Origin of the sequence: Streptomyces sp. NPDC127106, assembly GCF_042677605.1 — a bacterium.
Classification (GTDB): domain Bacteria; phylum Actinomycetota; class Actinomycetes; order Streptomycetales; family Streptomycetaceae; genus Streptomyces.
The window spans coordinates 114765-129068 of record NZ_JBHXTC010000003.1 but is presented as its reverse complement, the minus strand read 5'-3'; the positions used below and the strand labels follow the sequence as shown (position 1 = coordinate 129068).

Genomic DNA, 14304 nt, shown 5'->3' with positions numbered 1-14304 from the left:
CCCGCCGCGCCACCGACAGGGGCGCGCGCCTGGCCCGGCCCGCCCGGCCGGGTGGGCGGCCCCCCCCGGGGGCCCGCCCCTCCGCGCGTGTGGCCGCCGGAGCGGGCGGTCAGTCGAGGACGGCGCCGCCGTCCTTGCGGCCCACCCGGCTGCGCCGGTGGTCCAGGTGCGCGTACACCCGGTGCAGCCAGCGGTCCTGGCCGTCGTAGCGGGGGGTGAAGGAGGTCCGGCCGTGCACCGCGAGCCGGTTGTCGACCACCGCGAGGTCGCCGACGCGCAGCGCGACCGCGGACATCGTCCGCATGAACGCCTCGCGGAGCTCGTCCATGGCGGCCGCGGCTTCGTCGTCCAGCGGGTGCGTCGCCGCGAAGTCCACCAGGACGTTGGGGTCGGCCAGGTCGCCGACCAGCACCGGGTGGGCGGGCGTCACCGAGTTCAGGGCGCCGAACGACGGCGGCGGCTCGGTGAGGAACCGCGGCGCGGCGAGCACCGAGACCGTCCGCTCGGACAGCAGCGGAAGGGCCCGGCGTATCGAGGAGGTGCACAGTTTCGCGTCGCCCGTCGCATCCTCGCGGACGCAGAGCAGGCCGACGTAGTCGGGCTTGTTCTCGTGGAACGCGTTTTCCACGTGGAGTTCCAGCAGAACGGAACCCGCATTGCTCTGCGACTGCTCGCTGCCGGGCACCGGAACGACGTTCTGTACGAGGGCGCCGGTCTTCTCGCTGCGGTAGGCGATGACCTCGCCGAGCTGGAGCATGGCCGCGGTGACCAGGGCCGAGGCGACGGCCGGCACCCGTTCCACGGAGCCGGGCACGGTCGGCGTGACCGGAAGCGGCTCGTCCGCCACGACCGGCATGTTCCGCAGCAGCAGCACCCCGTCGGGCCCGGCGTCGTGCCGGAACCGGCGCAGCAGGGTGAGGATGGGGCGCGGCAGCAGCGCGGAGGCGTCCCGGACCGCGTCCAGCCAGGCCGGATCGTCGATCAGGGCGGGGGAGGAGGCAAGGACGTCGGCCGCCAGGGCGAGCATCGCGTCCCGCTCGGTGTCGGTGAGCGTCACGGCGCCCGCCACCGGGGCGGCCGGGCCGAGGGTGAGGGTGTGCTCTTGAATGTGAGGCATGAAGGAATTTCCTCGGGTCGATGAAGGGTGACCCGAGTCAGTTTCCGGACCCGAACTATCCCAGGCCTATGGGAAAAGGGGCCTTCGGGGCCCCGTCGACAGGTATAGCCGAGCGATAGTTGCCCCCACCATTCTCATGGGGCGGCTTTGTCTCCGGATCGTCCCGCCGAGGACGCGTGGGCCGTACGCACGGAATACGTCCGAAATACGTCCGACGGGGGAGAAGAGAGGGGGATTTCCATGGCATTACGCGAGGAGGGCGCCCCCGGCACGGCGATGTCCGTGGCCGGCGCGATGGCCGCCCGGGGCGAGGCGCACGTCTGGTGCTGGCGCCCGCCGGAGCGCACCGACCCGGCGGACCTGCCGCTGCTGGACACCGAGGAGTTCCGGCGCGCGCTGTCCCTGCCCGCCGAACGGGACGCCGCCGCCTTCGTCCGCTCCCGTGCCGGGGCCCGCCGGGCCCTGGCCCGCCTGTTCGGTCTCGAACCCGGGGAGCTCGCGCTGGGCCGGCGCGCGTGCCCCGGCTGCGGGGACGCCGGGCACGGGCCGCCCCGGCTCGTCGCCCCGCCGGTGCCGCTGGTGCTGAGCATGAGCCGGACGGCCGGGGCCTGCGTCCTCGCGGTCGGCGCCGGCTCCGCGATAGGGGTGGACGCCGAGGCGCTGCGGCCGGTGCGCGCCGCGGCCGCGGTCGACCCGGACCTGACCGCCGCCGAGCAGCGCCACCTCGGCGCCCTGCCGACCGGCCCGGAGCGGGACGCTGCCTTCCACCGCATCTGGACCCGCAAGGAGGCGGTGGTCAAGGCCACCGGCCTCGGCCTGTCCGGCACCGAACTGGGGCTGCTGGAAACCCATCCGGCCCGCCCCGGCCCGGTGCGGATCCTCCACACGCACCGCGGCCGGACCACCGCCTGGACGGTGGAGGACCTCCCCCTCGCCGAGGGCGTCGCCGTCGCGCTCGCCCGCCCGGCCGGCCCCGCCGCGCACGGTCCGGTGCACCGGCACCCCCCGACCACTGCCCACTGACCGTCCGCCCGCTGCACACCCGTACGCCGGCCCCTGCCCGATTCCCGCCCTCGACCCTCTCCGTACCCGCCCTTGCCCCGTCCCAGCGAAAGGCCGTCCAGCCATGACCATCGAGTCCTACTTCCCCGTGGAGCAGCTGATCGCCGACCGGGCGGCCTGCGCCGTCCCGCCGGCGCAGGCCGCCGAGCCGGCTGCCGGCGCGTCCGGTTCGTCCGCGCAACTGCTCGGCCTGGCCCCCGAGGACCTCGCCGCGTACTTCGCCCGGATCGCCGAGGCCGTCGAGCGCGACGACCCGGGTCCGGCGGCCCGTGGCGGCTGGGAGGAGCGGGAGCGGCTGCGCTTCTCCACCTGGGTCCGGCAGGTCTACGCCCACCCGCTCTCGCCGGCCGTGTTCGCGCTGCCGGCGGACCGCGTCATCCGCGAGTCCCAGTCCCGCGAGGCCGCCGAACTGGCCTTCCGGATCGACGTGGGCCGGGCCCGGGCCAAGGCCCCCAAGCCGTCCGCCGAGGTGCGGGCGACGGCCGCCGTCGCGGCGGCCTGGGCGATCGCCGCCGATGCGCTGTCGCGGTCCCCGCGGCCGCCGCGCGAGCGGGTCGTCGGCGACGTGTGGACGATCGTGCGGGAGACCATCGAGCCCGCCCTGCGGCCGACGGGCACGGCGTTCGCCCGGTCGCACGGCTCGTGGTGAGCGCCGCCGGGCCGGTCACCGCACCGCGGACGGCAGGACGGCCCGGCCGGCGTCCAGTTCACGGGTCGTCAGCGAGGCGGCCAGCAGCCTGACGAGGTCGTGGCAGCGGTACAGCGGCCGGCCCTGGGCGTCCAGCCCGGACAGTTCCAGCAGGGCGCGGTCCACCAGGGCGTCCAGTGCCGCCTCGGCGTCCTCCTCCGCGGTGCCCAGCACCAGCGCCGCGTACTGGGCGGAGAACGGCTCGCCGTCCCCGTCGGCGAGCCCCGTCAGCGCGGCCAGCTCCGGCCCGTCGAGCCGGCGTACGGAGTCCACGAGCGCCTCCCGCACGCTGACGTCGCCGAACGCCAGCTCGCCCAGCCGGGTGTCCGGGTCGGCGAGCCGGGCCGCCAGCCGCGACACGGGCCAGTGCGCCCGGGCGGCGAGCCGGGCCCCGGCCACGGTCAGTGCCAACGGCAGGCCGGCGCAGTACGCCACCACGTCGTCGGCGGCGTCGGGATCGGCCTCCAGCCGGTCCCGGCCGGCGAGCGAGGCCAGCAGCTCCAGCGCTTCGTCGTCGTCGACGGGGGTCAGCGCGGTGGTGTCCGCGCCGGCCACCCGGGCCAGCCGGGCCCGGCTCGTGATCAGTACGGCCGCCTCGGGCCCGGCGGGCAGCAGCGGGGCCACCTGTCGGTCGCCGACGGCGTCGTCCAGTACGAGCAGCAGCCGGGCGTCGGCGGTCCGCGTCCGGTACAGCCGGACCAGCTCCTCCGGGTCGCCGGAAGCGGCGGCCGCCTCCGGCCGGCCCAGTGCGCGCAGCAGCCGGACCAGCACCTCGGCCGGCTCCTTCGGGGTGCCGTCGGGGTGGCGGAGCTCCGCGTACAGCTGTCCGTCGGGGAACCGCGCGGCGCAGGCCTGCGCCGCGCGCACGGCCAGCGCCGTCTTGCCGACCCCGGCCATGCCGGTGATCAGCAGGCGCCGCGGGCGGCCGTCCTCGCAGCTCAGCCGGGCCCGCAGGGCGGCCAGTTCGGCCTGCCGCCCGGTGAACTCCCCGTACAGCGCCGGCAGCATGGCCGGCACGGCCGCGGCGCCCGGCGCGGGGGCGGCGGCCCGTGCCCCGCCGGCCTTACCGGGCGCGCCGCGCACGACGGCTGCGGCCGCGCGGGGCGTGAGTCCGAGGTCCCCGCCGAGCACCGCCTGGTAGGTGGAGCCGAGCGCCTCGCCCGGGTCCACGCCGAGCTGGTCGGCGAGGACCGCGCGGCCCTCGTAGTACGTGTGCAGGGCGTCGGCCTGCCGGCCGCACCGGTACAGGGCGGTCATCAGCTGGGCCCGCAGCCGCTCCCGTACGGGGTGCTCGGCGACGAGGGCGGTCAGCTCGGCGATGACCTGCTCGTGCCGGCCGAGGGCGAGGTCCGCCTCGATCCGGCTCTCCAGCGTGAGCATCCGGGTCTCCTCCAGCCGGGGGAGCTCCGCCTCGATCATCTGCTCGGTGGTGTTGGCCAGCGCGGTGCCCCGCCACAGGTCGAGTGCTTCCCGCAGCAGGGCGGCGGCGTCCTCGTGGCGGTGCTCGGCGAGGGCCTCGCGGCCCTGCCGGTCGAGCCGGACGTACTCGGTGAGGTCGGTCCAGGCGCCGGGCGCGTGCAGCACGTACCCGGGCTGGCGCCGGACGATCGAGGCCTCCTCGCCGAGGTGCTTGCGCAGCCTCGACATGTACGTGTAAATCTGCGCGCTCGCCGTGGCCGGCGGGCTCCACCCCCACAGGAGGGCGCTCAGCCGGGCATCGGAGACGACGCGGCCCTCGGAGAGCAGCAGCGCGGCGAGCACCGTATGCACCTTGGAACCGGAGAGCGGGACCGTACTGCCGCCTCCCCGTTTGGCCTCGACCGGCCCGAGAAGCCGGAAGTCCATGCGGCACCCCCTTCTGGTGTGAGCATCCGTTCTGGATCCAGAAGGTAGGAGGGGGCCTTATTGCCGGGTTATCGCTCGCGGGACCGCCGCTATCGGGCTGCCGGGCGGCGAGCGGCGCCCCCGGGTCAGACGGGGAGGCCGGTCGGGCCCTTGATCCGCTTCATGATGATCTGCGAGTTGACCTCGGTGACCCCGGACAGCGCGGTCAGCTTCTCGATCCACAGGCGCTCGTACGCGCGCAGGTCCGTGACCGCGATGCGCAGCAGACAGCCGGGACTGCCGAACAGCCGGTACGCCTCGATGACGTCGGGGATGTCCTGCAGGGCCGCCTCGAACGCCTCCACGGCCTCGCGGTCCCGGCGGACCTCCACCGAGACCAGCACCTCGAAACCGCGGCCCACCGCCTCGGGATCGATGACGGCCCGGTAGCCGCGGATCACCCCGTCCTGCTCCAGCTGGCGCACCCGGCGCATGCAGGGTGAGGGGGTCAGGCCCACGCGCTGGGCCAGTTCCTGGTTGCTGAGCCGGCCGTCGGCCTGGAGCTCGCGCAAGATTTCGCGGTCGATCGCATCCATCGCGCAATTATCACCCGAGCGACATCACGGAACGGGCAAAACCGGCAATCGAATTGCGCGTCGGAGTCCCTATCATTGCTCCCTACAGCACATCTGTACGAGATGTCACCCGTTTGGGAGTTCCGGAGGAAGGGCGGCCATGGGTCGGATCGTCGTCATCAGCACCGGCGGCACGATAGCCAGCCGCTGGCAGGGCGCAGGCTTCGCCGCCGACGCCGACGGGCGCGAGGTCATGGCCACCGCGCCGCTGCCCGAGGACGTCACCGTCGAGGTGGTGGACCTCTTCAGCGTGAACAGCCCCCGGCTGACCACCGCCCACCAGCTCACCCTGCTGCGCACCGTCCACGAGGTCCTCGCCGACCCCGGCGTCGACGGCATCGTCGTCACCCACGGCACCGACACCCTGGAGGAGTCGGCCTTCCTCGTCGACCTGCACCACCACGACCCGCGCAGCGTCGTCTTCACCGGTGCCCAGCTGCCCATGGGCACCGCCGAGGGCGACGGGCCGGGCAACCTGTACGACGCCCTGCTCACCGCGGCGACCACCCGCGGCCTGGGCGTCCTCGTCTGCTTCGCCGGCCGCGTCCACGCCGCCCGCGGCACCGTCAAGACCCAGTCCGTGGCGCTGGACGCCTTCGCCGACCCCTCCCGGGAACTCCTCGGGAAGATCGGCTTCGGCAAGGTCGCCATGCTGCGCTCCCCGCAGCGGACGCAGCCGCTGCCGCTGCCCGCCATGCCGGAGCTGCCGCCGCGGGTCGACATGGTGATGCACCACTGCGACGGGGACCCGGTGCTGTTCAACGCCGCGGTCGCGGCGGGCGCACGGGGCATCGTCCTGGTCGGCACGGGCGCCGGCAACGCCACCCCGGAGATCGTCGCCGCGGTCGAGGCGGCCGTGGCGGCCGGCGTCCTGGTGGCGCTGACCACGCGGGTCGCCGCCGGGCCGGTGACGGAGATCTACACGCACGGCGGTGCGGTGGACCTGGTCGCCGCGGGCGCCGTCCCCACGGGCACGCTCCGTGCCGGCCAGGCCCGTATCGCGGTCCTGGCGGCCCTGCTCGCCTCCGAAGACCCGGCGGAACGGTCCCGCACCCTCCGCGCCGCGGTCTCGGCGCCCGACCCCGCCCTGATCGACGCCTGAGCCCCAGCCGGCCGCCCCGCGTCCGGTGCGCTCACCCCCCAGCTACCGCTGGGAGGTGCCCCCGGCGCGGCCTGGAGTCCTCCAGCCCGCGCGGCGCAGGCACCTTCGCTACGGGCCGGTGAAGGCCGACAGGATGTGGTCCGCCGCCAGGGTCGGGGTCAGGGAGCCCTCCTTGACCCGGGTCTCCAGGGCGGGGGCCAGGTCCCGCACCGCGGGGTGGGCCTGGAGGCGTTGCAGCAGCTCCTCGCGGACCATGGACCAGGTCCACTCCACCTGCTGCGCAGCCCGCTTCGCGGCCAGCCGCCCCCCGGCGTCCAGGAGCCGCCGGTGCTGTTCGAGGCGGTTCCACACCTCGTCCAACCCGCTGGACTCCCGCGCGCTGCACGTCAGTACCGGTGGCGTCCATGCCGCGTCGGCAGGGTGCATCAGCCGCAGCGCGCCCGACAGTTCGCGGGCCGCGGCCCGCGCGTCCCGCTCGTGCGGCCCGTCCGCCTTGTTCACCGCCAGGACGTCCGCCAGCTCCAGGACGCCCTTCTTGATGCCCTGCAGCTGGTCACCCGTCCGCGCCAGGGACAGCAGCAGGAAGGAGTCGACCATCCCCGCCACCGTCGTCTCCGACTGCCCGACGCCGACCGTCTCGACGAGGACGACGTCGTAGCCCGCCGCCTCCATCACGATCATCGACTCGCGGGTGGCCTTGGCGACCCCGCCGAGCGTTCCCGCCGAGGGGGAGGGGCGCACGAACGCCGCCGGGTCCACCGACAGCCGTTCCATCCGCGTCTTGTCGCCGAGGATGGAGCCGCCCGTACGGGTGGAGGACGGGTCCACGGCGAGGACCGCCACCCGGTGGCCCAGCCGGGTCAGCATCGTGCCGAAGGCGTCGATGAACGTGGACTTGCCGACGCCCGGCACCCCGCTGATCCCGATGCGCCGGGCCCGCCCCGAGTGCGGGAGCAGCTCCGTCAGCAGGGTCTGCGCCAGCACCCGGTGCGCGGGGAGGGTGGACTCGACGAGGGTGATCGCGCGCGCGATGAACGCGCGCTTCCCGTCGAGCACCCCCTTCGCGTAGGCCTCGATGTCGATCTTCGGCACCGGCGCCGCCTACAGCTCGTGGCCCAGATCCGCGGCGAGCCGCGTCACCAGGTCGTGGGCCGCGTCCGGGATGACCGTGCCCGGCGGGAACACCGCCGCCGCGCCCATGTCGAGCAGCGTCGGCACGTCGGCCGGCGGGATGACCCCGCCCACCACGATCATGATGTCCTCGCGTCCCTCCTCCGCGAGCTGCTCGCGCAGCGCCGGGACGAGGGTCAGGTGGCCGGCCGCCAGCGACGACACGCCCACCACGTGGACGTCCGCCTCGACGGCCTGGCGGGCCACCTCCGCCGGGGTCTGGAACAGCGGGCCGACGTCGACGTCGAAGCCCAGGTCCGCGAAGGCCGTCGCGATGACCTTCTGGCCGCGGTCGTGGCCGTCCTGGCCCATCTTGGCGACCAGCACGCGCGGACGGCGGCCCTCCGCCTCCTCAAACCGGTCGACGAGCGCACGGGTACGCTCCACGTTGGGGGACTCGCCTGCTTCGCTGCGGTACACACCGGAGATCGTACGGATCTGGCTCGCGTGCCGTCCGTACACCTTCTCCAGGGCGTCCGAGATCTCGCCGACGGTGGCCTTGGCCCGGGCCGCGTCGACGGCCAGGGCGAGCAGATTGCCCTCCAGGCCCTGCCCGGCGCCCCGCTCGGCGGCGTGGGTCAGGGCGCGCAGCGCGTCCTGGGTGCGGGCCTCGTCGCGCTCCTCGCGCAGCCGCCGCAGCTTGTCGATCTGCTGCGCGCGCACCGAGGAGTTGTCGACCTTGAGGACGTCGATCTGCTCGTCGTTCTCGACGCGGTACTTGTTGACGCCGATCACCGGCTGCCGGCCGGAGTCGATCCGCGCCTGGGTGCGGGCCGCGGCCTCCTCCACGCGCAGCTTCGGGATGCCCGCGTCGATGGCCTGCGCCATGCCGCCGGCCGCCTCGACCTCCTGGATGTGCTGCCAGGCCCGCCGCGCCAGGTCGTACGTCAGCTTCTCGACGTACGCGCTGCCGCCCCACGGGTCGATCGACCGGCAGGTCCCGGACTCCTGCTGGAGCAGCAGCTGGGTGTTGCGGGCGATGCGCGCGGAGAAGTCCGTCGGCAGGGCGAGCGCCTCGTCGAGGGCGTTGGTGTGCAGCGACTGGGTGTGCCCCTGGGTCGCGGCCATCGCCTCGATGCAGGTCCGCGTCACGTTGTTGAAGACGTCCTGCGCGGTCAGCGACCAGCCCGAGGTCTGCGAATGCGTGCGCAGGGAGAGGGACTTGGTGTTCTTCGGGTCGAACTGCTTGACCAGCTTCGCCCACAGCAGGCGGGCCGCGCGCAGCTTGGCGACCTCCATGAAGAAGTTCATGCCGATCGCCCAGAAGAAGGACAGGCGCGGCGCGAACGCGTCCACGTCCAGGCCCGCCTCCCGGCCGGCCCGCAGGTACTCCACACCGTCCGCGAGCGTGTACGCCAGCTCCAGGTCCGCCGTCGCCCCGGCCTCCTGGATGTGGTACCCGGAGATCGAGATCGAGTTGTACCGCGGCATCTTCTGCGAGGTGAAGGAGAAGATGTCCGAGATGATCCGCATCGACGGCTTCGGTGGATAGATGTAGGTGTTGCGGACCATGAACTCCTTGAGGATGTCGTTCTGGATGGTCCCGGCGAGCTTGTCGGGGGAGACGCCCTGCTCCTCCGCCGCCACGATGTAGAGGGCGAGGACGGGCAGCACCGCGCCGTTCATCGTCATCGACACCGACATCCGGTCCAGCGGGATCCCGTCGAACAGCTGCCGCATGTCGTAGATGGAGTCGATCGCCACGCCCGCCATGCCGACGTCGCCCGTCACCCGGGGGTGGTCGCTGTCGTAGCCGCGGTGCGTCGGCAGGTCGAAGGCGACGGAGAGGCCCTTCTGGCCGGCCGCGAGGTTGCGCCGGTAGAAGGCGTTCGACTCCTCGGCCGTGGAGAAGCCCGCGTACTGGCGGATCGTCCAGGGCTGGTTGACGTACATCGTCGGGTACGGGCCGCGCAGGTACGGGGCCACGCCCGGGTACGTCGCCAGGAAGTCCAGGCCCTCCAGGTCCCGCCCGGTGTACAGCGGCTGCACGCCGATGCCCTCGGGCGTCTCCCACACCAGGTCGCCCGGGGCGGTGCCGGTGGACTCCTTGACGGCGCTGCGCCACTGCTCCTCGGAACCGGTGGCGGGGGCGGCCGCGTCGTCGCGCAGCGGGAGGTCGGAGAAGTCGGGGATGCCACTGCCGGTCGTGATGCCGCTCACGGGGCCACTCCCATCCGGTCGAGAACGGAGGACAGCACCGCGACCGCGTCGCAGCCGGCGTAGACGTACTCGTCGACGTCGCCGGCCGCCGTGCCGGGCCTGCCCGCGAGGAAGACGGTCGTCGCGCCCGCCGAGCGCAGGGCCGCGGCGACGGCCTCGGCCTGCTCCTCGTACAGCGCGTCGCTGGAGCACAGCACGGCCATGCCGTCGGCGCCGCTCGCCGCGTACGCCTCGGCGGCCGTCGCCGCGTCCACCGACACCGGGTCGTGGACCGGCTGGATGCCGCCCGCCTGGAACAGGTTCGAGGCGAACGTGGCGCGCGCGGTGTGCGCCGCCGCCGTGCCGAGCGCGGCGAGGAAGATCCGCGGCCTGGTGCCGGTCGCCGCCAGGTGGGCGTCGCTGCGGGCGCGCAGCGCCTCGTACGCCTCGTCGCGCCGGACCCGGGGCAGCCCGCCGGACGGGGCCTCGGGTGCGCTCTCGCGCTCGGGCAGCTGCTCGGTCAGCAGCGGGAACTCGCTGACGCCGGTGATGGGCTCGCGGCGCTTGGCCAGGCGCGCGGAGCGCTCCGCCCAGGTCGCGGCCAGGCGGTCGGCGACCAGGCCCGAGCGCAGCGCGGCGGGCAGGCCGCCCGCCTTCTCGACGGTCTGGAAGAACTCCCAGGCTGCGTCGGCGAGTTCCTCGGTGAGCTGCTCCACGTAGAAGGAGCCGCCGGCCGGGTCGATGACGCGGGCCAGGTGCGATTCTTCGAGGAGGATGGAGGAGGTGTTGCGGGCGATGCGGCGCGCGAACGCGTCCGGCAGGCCGAGTTCGTGGTCGAAGGGGAGCACGGTGACCGCGTCCGCGCCGCCCACGCCCGCCGCCATGCAGGCGACGGTGGTGCGCAGCATGTTCACCCACGGGTCGCGGCGGGTCATCATCACCGGCGAGGTCACGGCGTGCTGGCGCTGGGCGCCGGCCGGTGCGGCCCCGCAGGCCCCGGCGATGCGGGCCCACAGCCGGCGCGCGGCCCGGAACTTCGCGATCGTCAGGAACTGGTCGGCGGTCGCCGCGTAGCGGAACTCCAGCTGGCCGAGGGCGGCCTCGACGCCGAGCCCTGCGCCGTCGAGGGCGCGCAGGTAGGCGACACCGGTGGCCAGCGACAGGCCCAGCTCCTCGGCGGCCGAACCGCCGGCCTCGTGGTACGGCAGGGCGTCCACGGTCAGGGCGCGCACGCCCGGCCAGTGCGCCGCCGCCTCCTGGGCGAGGGCGACGGCCGGGGCGAGGTCCGCCTCCTCGCCGGTGCGGGCCTCGTGGCCCAGCGGGTCGGCGCCCAGGACGGCGCGGGCGGCCCCGGGGGCCACGCCGCGCTCGGCGTACAGGGCGAACAGGGCGCGGGCGGCCGCGGCGAATTCGGCGCCGGCGTCGAGGGACACGGGCGCGAGGTCCAGGTACACCCCGTCCAGGGCCCGGCCCAGCGACTCCACGGGCAGTCCGCCCCGGCCCAGGCTCAGCCACAGGGAGGTGACGCCGTTCTCCAGGTCGGCGAGGACGGCCTCGTTGACCCGGGCGGGGTCGGTGCCGAGGTGCCGCTGCCGCACGTCCCAGCCGGAGGCGGAGCCGCCGGCGGGGCTGCCGCCTCGCACGAAGGGGGCGAACCCGGGGAAGCCGGTGTCGTGCGGCGTTCCGGGCGTTCCGGGCGTGCTGGGCGTGCTGGGTGTTCCGGGCGTGCTGGGCGTGCCGGGCGTTGTGGGCGCGGTGTACAGCGGGCGGGTGATGAGCCCGTCCTCGAGCTTGGTGGACAACGCGTCTTCCGCGGCCTCGCCGGATACGTCCTTGCCGGACTTGCGCAGTACGCCTTCTACCAGGCGCTGCCACTGCTCATGCGTCGCGTCAGGGAACTCGGCGGCCAGGGAAAGCCCGTCGTCAGGCAGGACCGTCATGGCCCGAATGCTAGGGGGGTCACCCAGAGGACGACCATAACCACCGGATGTGATCTCCCCCTCTCAGGTGAGGGGGAGGGGGCGCGGACGAGCGGGGTATCGGTAGGGGGCGGTCGGGGGTGCCCGTGGGGGCGGCTTCTGCCCGTTGGGGTGGCTTCTGGTGGGGGACGTTCGTTTGGCGGCGTCCGTTTGGGGGCGTCCGTTTGGGGGTGTCTGGTTGGCGGCGTCCGTTTGGGGGGTGTTTGTTTGGGGGCGTCTGGTGGGCGGTCCGTTTGGGGGTGTCTGCCCGTGCCTCCGTGAGGGGGGTGTCGCCGGGCGGAGCGCGCCGCGGGCGGGGTCTGCCCGTCAGTCCTCAGTGTCCTTCCGGGCCGGGCCGCGCCCTCAAGAGCGCTCCCTCCGGTCGCGTCGCTGCGCGATGGCCTTCGGCCACTCTTGACCGCCCGACCCGTCCCGGAAAGACAAGGACTGTCGGGCAGGCCCCGAAGGACGGCAGGGGGGCGGGGACGGGGGCACGGGCCGGATCGGTTCGCCGGGCGGAGGGGTGCGGGAGGGTCGCGGCGGCCGATGTTCCGGCAGTGTGTGGGCGCGTGGCAGGGGCGTTGCGGGGGGATGAAATCCAGCCACGGTTTCAAGCCGCCCGGGCAGGCTGTGCCGGGCTCTCGGAGGATGGAGAAAGGCCAGGTCGTGGGGGTGCGAGGGGGTTACCGGGGGAGTTCGGTGGCTTGTGGCGGGCGCGCCGGAGCGGGGGTTGACCGGGGCTGGGCCCGCTGACACGCTCCGGGGCATGTCCGCGAACGAGTTCCTCTCCCCGCGGCTCCACACCTCTGGCCCCTGTAGCGCGCCGGGTTCGTGTCCGGGCCGCTGTACGGCCCCGCGCCGGGTCTGAGCGCCGAGCGCTCTGATCCTGTGCCGCCCGTCGGGTGATCCGGGCGCGTCGACGCCCTCGTCTTCCGGTTGCCCCGCCCGTGCGGCCGTCCCTACCGGCCTCGGTGCTCTCGCAGCCCTTTCGTTCTAGCCGTGCTCTCGCGGCCCTGCCGTACCCCTTTCCTCCGCTGCGGAGATCCGCAGCCCTGCTCCGGGAGTTCCCATGACCACTGCCACCCGCACCGACGCCCCGGCCGGGGGCGACACCCTGACCGTGACCCGGATCGGCGGCCGCATCGGGGCCGAGGTCGGGGGCGTGCGGCTCGGGGGCGACCTCGATTCCGAGACCGCCGCCGCGATACGGAATGCCGTGCTTGCCCACAAGGTCGTCTTCTTCCGCGGCCAGGACCACCTGGACGAGGCGGGCCACGAGGCCTTCGCCGAGCTGCTCGGTACCCCGGTGGCGCACCCCACCGTGCCGTCCGCCGACGGCCGCTACGCCCTCGGCATCGACTCCGAGCACGGCGCCCGTGCCAACCAGTGGCACACGGACGTGACGTTCGTGCCTGCCTATCCGGCCTTCTCGATCCTGCGGGCCGTCACCGTTCCCCCGTACGGCGGCAACACGCTGTGGGCCAACACGGCCGCGGCCTACGCCCAGTTGCCCGCTGCACTGAAGGGGCTCGCCGACGGGCTGCGTGCCCTGCACTCCAACGCGTACGACTACGCGGCCCTGCGGCCCGACGCCGTGCCCGAGGCGCTCGCGCAGTTCCGCGAGGTGTTCACCTCCACCGCGTTCCTCACCGAGCACCCCGTGGTCCGGGTCCACTCCGAGACCGGCGAGCGCAGTCTGCTGCTCGGCAACTTCGTCCAGCGGATCGTCGGTCTCGGCGGCCGGGACTCGCGGGCCCTGGTGGACCTCTTCCAGGCGCACGTCGAAAGCCCGGAGAACACCGTCCGCTGGCAGTGGCGGGCCGGGGACGTCGCGATCTGGGACAACCGCGCCACCCAGCACTACGGCGTCGACGACTCCGACGACCACGAGCGCACCCTGCGGCGGGTCACCGTCGACGGGGACGTCCCGGTCGGGCCCGACGGCGTGCCGTCCCGGCTGATCAGCCCGGAGGCCGTGCCCGAGCCGTCCTACGGGATCCCGTCCGGTGCGTCCACCGCAGGTGTCTGAGGAGCCTTTCGTGCCCGTTGTGCTCGCTCTCACCGGCAGCCCCTCCCCGCACTCCCGTACTGCCGTGGTCGCCGATCACGTGCTGCGCCGGCTGTCCCGAGCCGGGTTCGACTCGAGCCATCTGGTACTGCGCGAGCTTCCTGCCGCCGATCTGCTCGCCGCCCGGCGCGGGGTGCCGGAGCTGCGCCGGTCCCTGGACGCGGTCGCCGGGGCCGACGGGATCGTCGTCGCGACCCCGGTGTACAAGGCCGCCTACACCGGCCTGCTGAAGGCCTTCCTCGACCTGCTGCCGCAGGACGGGCTGGCCGGGAAGACCGTTCTCCCGCTCGCCACCGGCGGCAGCCTCGCCCACGTGCTGACCCTCGACTACGCGCTCCGCCCCGTCCTGGCCGCGCTCGGCGCCCGGCACGTCACCGCCGGCCGGTTCGTACTGGACTCCTCCGTGGAGCGCGGGAACGGCCCGGACCGGCTGCGGCCCGAGGCCGAACCGGACCTCTACCGGGCCGTCGACGAGTTCGCCGACGCAGTGCGCGCCGCCGCACCCGCCCTCACCCCCTGAACACCACGGAAACGGAAGAAG

11 protein-coding genes are annotated in these 14304 nt (G+C 74.2%); 5 read left to right on the top strand and 6 right to left on the bottom strand.

Annotated features, from left to right (window positions below):
* Positions 1 to 109: 109 nt before the first annotated feature.
* Positions 110 to 1117 (bottom strand): TauD/TfdA family dioxygenase, encoded by a 1008-nt coding sequence (locus ACFVGY_RS05110; protein WP_385671181.1) that lies wholly within the window; start codon positions 1115 to 1117, stop codon positions 110 to 112.
* Between the two features lie 240 nt (positions 1118 to 1357).
* Here ACFVGY_RS05110 and ACFVGY_RS05105 point away from each other — a divergent pair, with 240 nt between their 5' ends.
* On the top strand, positions 1358 to 2140 hold the full coding sequence (locus tag ACFVGY_RS05105; RefSeq protein WP_385671178.1) for a 4'-phosphopantetheinyl transferase family protein: 783 nt from the start codon (positions 1358 to 1360) through the stop codon (positions 2138 to 2140).
* A 103-nt stretch (positions 2141 to 2243) separates the two neighbouring features.
* Entirely contained in the window at positions 2244 to 2828 is a 585-nt protein-coding gene (locus tag ACFVGY_RS05100; RefSeq protein ID WP_385671175.1) for a hypothetical protein, read from the top strand.
* 15 nt (positions 2829 to 2843) lie between these two features.
* Here ACFVGY_RS05100 and ACFVGY_RS05095 read toward each other — a convergent pair whose 3' ends face one another.
* Both ACFVGY_RS05095 and ACFVGY_RS05090 read right to left on the bottom strand, forming a co-directional pair.
* On the bottom strand, positions 2844 to 4712 hold the full coding sequence (locus tag ACFVGY_RS05095) for a BTAD domain-containing putative transcriptional regulator (RefSeq protein WP_385671172.1): 1869 nt from the start codon (positions 4710 to 4712) through the stop codon (positions 2844 to 2846).
* A 125-nt stretch (positions 4713 to 4837) separates the two neighbouring features.
* Positions 4838 to 5287 (bottom strand): Lrp/AsnC family transcriptional regulator, encoded by a 450-nt coding sequence (locus tag ACFVGY_RS05090; protein WP_385671169.1) that lies wholly within the window; start codon positions 5285 to 5287, stop codon positions 4838 to 4840.
* 139 nt (positions 5288 to 5426) lie between these two features.
* On the opposite strand from ACFVGY_RS05090, the gene ACFVGY_RS05085 reads away from it, so the two are divergent.
* Entirely contained in the window at positions 5427 to 6428 is a 1002-nt protein-coding gene (locus ACFVGY_RS05085; RefSeq protein ID WP_385671167.1) for an asparaginase, read from the top strand.
* Between the two features lie 108 nt (positions 6429 to 6536).
* Here the strand turns inward: ACFVGY_RS05085 and meaB are convergent, their stop codons facing one another.
* Genes meaB through ACFVGY_RS05070 form a run of 3 tightly spaced genes read right to left on the bottom strand, consistent with a single transcriptional unit; the run spans position 6537 to position 11677 of the window.
* On the bottom strand, positions 6537 to 7520 hold the full coding sequence (meaB, locus tag ACFVGY_RS05080) for a methylmalonyl Co-A mutase-associated GTPase MeaB (RefSeq protein ID WP_385671164.1): 984 nt from the start codon (positions 7518 to 7520) through the stop codon (positions 6537 to 6539).
* A 9-nt stretch (positions 7521 to 7529) separates the two neighbouring features.
* Positions 7530 to 9758 carry a methylmalonyl-CoA mutase gene (scpA, locus tag ACFVGY_RS05075; protein WP_385671161.1) on the bottom strand — a complete coding sequence of 743 codons (2229 nt, stop codon included), beginning with the start codon at positions 9756 to 9758 and terminating at the stop codon, positions 7530 to 7532.
* Complete coding sequence (locus tag ACFVGY_RS05070) at positions 9755 to 11677, bottom strand: methylmalonyl-CoA mutase subunit beta (RefSeq protein ID WP_385671158.1); 1923 nt, start codon at positions 11675 to 11677, stop codon at positions 9755 to 9757. The genes scpA and ACFVGY_RS05070 overlap by 4 nt, the downstream gene beginning before the upstream one ends.
* A gap of 1087 nt (positions 11678 to 12764) precedes the next feature.
* Here ACFVGY_RS05070 and ACFVGY_RS05065 point away from each other — a divergent pair.
* On the top strand, positions 12765 to 13724 hold the full coding sequence (locus ACFVGY_RS05065; RefSeq protein ID WP_385671155.1) for a TauD/TfdA dioxygenase family protein: 960 nt from the start codon (positions 12765 to 12767) through the stop codon (positions 13722 to 13724).
* A gap of 10 nt (positions 13725 to 13734) precedes the next feature.
* Positions 13735 to 14283, top strand: coding sequence for an NADPH-dependent FMN reductase (ssuE, locus tag ACFVGY_RS05060; RefSeq protein WP_385671152.1), 549 nt, complete (start codon positions 13735 to 13737; stop codon positions 14281 to 14283).
* The last annotated feature ends 21 nt before the right edge of the window (positions 14284 to 14304 follow it).

Coding starts and splice junctions, on each gene's coding strand:
- ACFVGY_RS05090 (WP_385671169.1), bottom strand. CDS start 5,287: ATGGATGCGATCGACCGCGAAATCTTGCGCGAGCTCCAGGCCGACGGC.
- ACFVGY_RS05095 (WP_385671172.1), bottom strand. CDS start 4,712: ATGGACTTCCGGCTTCTCGGGCCGGTCGAGGCCAAACGGGGAGGCGGC.
- ACFVGY_RS05070 (WP_385671158.1), bottom strand. CDS start 11,677: ATGACGGTCCTGCCTGACGACGGGCTTTCCCTGGCCGCCGAGTTCCCT.
- ACFVGY_RS05105 (WP_385671178.1), top strand. CDS start 1,358: ATGGCATTACGCGAGGAGGGCGCCCCCGGCACGGCGATGTCCGTGGCC.
- ACFVGY_RS05065 (WP_385671155.1), top strand. CDS start 12,765: ATGACCACTGCCACCCGCACCGACGCCCCGGCCGGGGGCGACACCCTG.
- ACFVGY_RS05110 (WP_385671181.1), bottom strand. CDS start 1,117: ATGCCTCACATTCAAGAGCACACCCTCACCCTCGGCCCGGCCGCCCCG.
- ACFVGY_RS05100 (WP_385671175.1), top strand. CDS start 2,244: ATGACCATCGAGTCCTACTTCCCCGTGGAGCAGCTGATCGCCGACCGG.
- ACFVGY_RS05085 (WP_385671167.1), top strand. CDS start 5,427: ATGGGTCGGATCGTCGTCATCAGCACCGGCGGCACGATAGCCAGCCGC.